Below are 4,275 nucleotides of genomic sequence, written 5' to 3' on the forward strand. Positions count from 1 at the left end.
AACTTAGAACTTAGAACTTAGAACAAAGTTACAACTCCCAGTTTCTTAAATCTGTCAAAAAATGATGCGCTGTTAAATCATAACGAACAGGAACAACAGAAATATAACCTTCTGCTAAAGCTCGTTCATCAGTATCTTCTCCTTTGTCTAAGTTTTTAAACTCTCCACTCATCCAATAATATTTTCTACCACGAGGATCTTCGCGACGATCAAATTTTTCTTCCCATTTAGCATCAGCTTGTCGACAAACTTTAATTCCTTTAATTTCCTCTTCTTTCAATTTCGGAATATTAACATTCAACACCACTCCTTTTGGTAATTTATGTTCCAAAACTTGTGCAATAATTGTTTTAACAAACTTTTCTCCTGCTTTAAAATCTGCATTGTACGAAAAATCACACAACGAAAATCCAACTGCAGGAATCCCTTCTATTCCAGCTTCTACAGCGGCAGACATAGTTCCGGAATAAATCACATTCACAGACGAATTCGATCCATGATTAATTCCAGAAATACACAAATCTGGCTTACGAGGTAAAATTTGCGAAACAGCTAATTTTACACAATCTACCGGTGTTCCCGAACACGCATATTCTTTTACTTCTGCATCAACTTCAATCTCATCACAAAATAAAGTCGAATTAATCGTAACCGCATGCCCCATTCCACTTTGTGGACTATCAGGCGCTACAACGTAAACTTCCCCAAACTCTTTTGCAACTTCTATTAACGCTCTTATTCCAGGCGCAGTTACCCCATCATCATTTGTAACTAAAATTAGCGGTCTTTCCATATTTATTTATTACTTTTATTCATCATTTATACAAATGTAAAAAACTTCCTTCTAATTTCTTTTTGTTTTATATTTGAAGGATACTTAAATTATTAATTTATATAACACCATCGCAATATGTTAATTAAAAAAACGTATGTTTTACTATCGTTTTTATCAATGAGTTTACTTGCTTTTTGCTTTTGCAAACCCATGTTAGACACTGACGAAGAAAGAGAAAAGTTAATTGTAAAAAACACACGAAATACCTTAACTTATCTACACTATAAACCTGCAACAGTTGATGATAAATTTTCAGAAAATGTATTCAATAAATATTTAGAATATATAGATCCAAGCAAACGCTTTCTTTTGCAATCTGATTATGATTTATTCAAAAAAGATTTTCACAATTTAGATGATTATTATAAAACAGAAAATTTAAACTTTTACAATGCATCTGTAGATACAATTTACAAACGTATTGCTGAAGCGGAAAAATATTCGATGGAAGCATTATCGAAACCTTTTGATTACAATCAAAAAGAGAATTTCAATATCGATTACAAAACGTCTAAATACGCTAAAGATAAAAACGAAGCAAAAGATTTATGGCGCAAATACCTGAAATACAACGTAATGTTGGAAATCATTTCTATGCAAGATGACGTAAAAGGTGAAAAGAAAGACACCTTGAACAATTCTACTTCGTTAAAAGATGCTAAAGATCCTTTGGCTGACAAAGACAAAAAGAAAATCACAAAAGATACTCCTTTTGCAGAAGTTGAAAAGATAGCACGTGAAGAAGTAAAAGATTTAATTTCTGATTATTTCCGTCGCATCAAGCAAACAAAACGCGAAAATTATTTCTCTATTTACATGAATTCGCACACAGAACAATACGATCCCCACACAACTTACTTCTCACCAACGAGCAAAGAAGATTTCGAATTCGAAATGTCTGGACAAATGGAAGGTATTGGAGCCAAGATTCAAGATAAAAAAGGTTACGCAACAATTGCAGAACTTATCGTTGGAGGTCCAGCATGGAAAAGCGGTAAATTAGAAGTCGGAGACCAAATTATAAAAGTTGCTCAAGGGAAAGACGGTGAAGCGAAAAACATTGTTGGAATGATTTTGAGCGATGCCATTCGCCTAATCAAAGGGAAAAAAGGAACAGAAGTTGTCTTAACAATTAAGAAAAAAGACGGTTCTCAACAACAAATCTCTTTGATTCGTGAAGTAATCGAAGCTGAAGAAGTGTTTGCTCGTTCCTCTGTAATTACCGACGACAAAGGAGATAAATATGGAATGATTTATTTACCTGAGTTTTATACCCCGATGGGTAAAGAAGGTGGTCGTTACCCTTCCGAAGACATCAAGAAAGAAATTGAAATATTGAAGAAGGAAAACATCAAAGGTCTTATTTTCGATGTTCGTAACAATGGTGGTGGTTCATTAGAAGAGGTAGTTAAAATCTCTGGATTGTTCATCAAAGAAGGACCAATTGTACAGGTGAGACGTAGTGACGGAATGCTTAAAATTCACGAAGACAAAGATAATTCTATCGCATACGACGGGCCATTAGTTGTCATGGTTAACGAGCTTTCTGCATCTGCCTCAGAGATTTTTGCTGCAGCTATGCAAGACTATGGTCGTGCTGTTGTCGTGGGATCGCCTCAAACCTTTGGTAAAGGTACAGTACAAACTATCTTGCCTTTAGACCGTCAAACAGGAAGTGATGAGTATGGAGCAGTGAAGTTAACAATACAAAAATTCTACCGAGTTAACGGAGGATCAACACAATTAAAAGGAGTTCAGTCGGATATTTCTTTAGTTGATCAGTTCACTTACGAAGATATCAGCGAAGCTTCTCGACCAGAAGCTTTGAACTGGGATCAAATCAAACCATTGGTTATTGCAAAATGGCCTACAACTTTCGATTTAACAAAAGTAAAAGCCAACAGCAAAGCTCGTTTAGAAAATAACACTCACTTGAAACTAATGAACGAAAGTTTCAAATTCATCAAATCAATGGAAGAGGTGAAAGAGATTCCTTTGAACTTAGAAGATTATAAAACATACCGTAAAACACGCGAAGATAAAATCAAAAAGTTCGAAACTTTAGATAAGTACAAAAACAACTTCAAGTTTACAATGAATCAAAACGACTTGACAACAACTAAAACTGATACTGTCTTAAAAGCAAAACGTAACAATTGGTTCAAAGGAATGCAAAAAGACTTTTATTTAAACGAAGCGGTTAACGTTTTAAGAGATCTAAAATAATGGAGCAAGAAAACGGTTCATTTTCACAAATCGTATTCAATAAATTAAGAAAGAACACCCTTGGTGTTCTTTCTTTTGGTGTAATAGTATTGGCTGCAATCATCTCTATTTTTGCCTATATCTTCGCGACAGACAAAACAGAAAATGCAAACAGACAAGACCTAACCATTGCATATGCACCTATAGGTTATCAGCAAAAAACAATCGAAATTCCATTACCTAATTATACAGGAGAAACAAGTTTTACTGATTATATATTCGGGAAAGAGATCGATTCGGAACAAATAAGTATCTCATCTTACAAGATCAATGGACAAAATATTACCTATGTTCCTTATTTAGGAAACGGACTTAGTGGCGAACCTATTACCATAGATGCATCAACTTGGACAAAGCATAACATCAAAACCAAAGATATAGAGAAACAATATATCTATACAAAAAACTATCTTCTTGGTACAGATTCGTACGGAAGAGACTTTTATTCGAGGTTAATCATCGGGACAAGAATTTCATTTCTTATCGGGTTTATCGCAGTATTCATCTCATTACTTGTAGGAGTTTCCCTGGGCGCTATCGCAGGATATTACAAGGGAACAGTCGATAACATGATTATGTGGCTGATAAACGTAGTGTGGTCTATCCCAACATTACTATTGGTTATTGCTATTACTTTGGCTATTGGAAAAGGATTTTGGCAGATATTTATTGCCGTTGGTCTAACGATGTGGGTAGAAGTTGCCCGTGTTGTACGTGGACAATTCTTATCGTACAGAGAAAAAGAATTCGTAGAAGCAGCAAAAGCCTTAGGTTTTTCGGATGCCAGAATCATCTTCAATCAAATATTACCCAACGTGGTTGCTCCTATTATTGTGATATCGGCAGCCAATTTTGCTTCGGCAATTTTAGTAGAAAGTGGTCTTAGTTTTCTTGGAATTGGTGCACAACCTCCTACTCCGTCTTGGGGAAATATCATCAAAGAACATTACAACCATATCATTCTTGGGAAACAACATTTGGCAATCCTACCAGGTTTAGCCATCATGTTATTGGTTCTTGGATTTAATATCTTCGGAAATGTTTTGCGAGATATCATGGATATTAAACAGTAAGAAGCGAATTAAACTTTAAACTTTTTATAGTTAACTACACAGAAACATAGGTCTAATTTTTAATAAGATTATGTCATTATTATTGACTTAATATAAAGTAAT

Annotated in this window: 3 protein-coding genes; 2 read left to right on the forward strand and 1 reads right to left on the reverse strand. The window is 34.6% G+C overall.

Annotated features, from left to right (window positions below):
* Positions 1-28: 28 nt before the first annotated feature.
* The gene (gene surE / locus Q0616_RS01175) at positions 29-793 is read right to left on the reverse strand and encodes a 5'/3'-nucleotidase SurE (RefSeq protein WP_171623219.1); all 765 of its coding nucleotides are present in this window, start codon (positions 791-793) and stop codon (positions 29-31) included.
* Between the two features lie 192 nt (positions 794-985).
* On the opposite strand from surE, the gene Q0616_RS01180 reads away from it, so the two are divergent.
* On the forward strand, positions 986-3,061 hold the full coding sequence (locus tag Q0616_RS01180; RefSeq protein ID WP_260542157.1) for a carboxy terminal-processing peptidase: 2,076 nt from the start codon (positions 986-988) through the stop codon (positions 3,059-3,061).
* Positions 3,061-4,173 carry an ABC transporter permease gene (locus Q0616_RS01185; RefSeq protein WP_298774317.1) on the forward strand — a complete coding sequence of 371 codons (1,113 nt, stop codon included), beginning with the start codon at positions 3,061-3,063 and terminating at the stop codon, positions 4,171-4,173. Before Q0616_RS01180 ends, Q0616_RS01185 begins: the two co-directional genes overlap by 1 nt.
* Positions 4,174-4,275 lie beyond the last annotated feature (102 nt).

Source organism: uncultured Empedobacter sp., assembly GCF_937930195.1.
GTDB classification, from domain to species: domain Bacteria; phylum Bacteroidota; class Bacteroidia; order Flavobacteriales; family Weeksellaceae; genus Empedobacter; species Empedobacter stercoris.

Excerpts from the sequence above, each read along its gene's own strand:
- surE (WP_171623219.1), bottom strand. The coding sequence starts at position 793 with ATGGAAAGACCGCTAATTTTAGTTACAAATGATGATGGGGTAACTGCG.
- Q0616_RS01180 (WP_260542157.1), top strand. The coding sequence starts at position 986 with ATGTTAGACACTGACGAAGAAAGAGAAAAGTTAATTGTAAAAAACACA.
- Q0616_RS01185 (WP_298774317.1), top strand. The coding sequence starts at position 3,061 with ATGGAGCAAGAAAACGGTTCATTTTCACAAATCGTATTCAATAAATTA.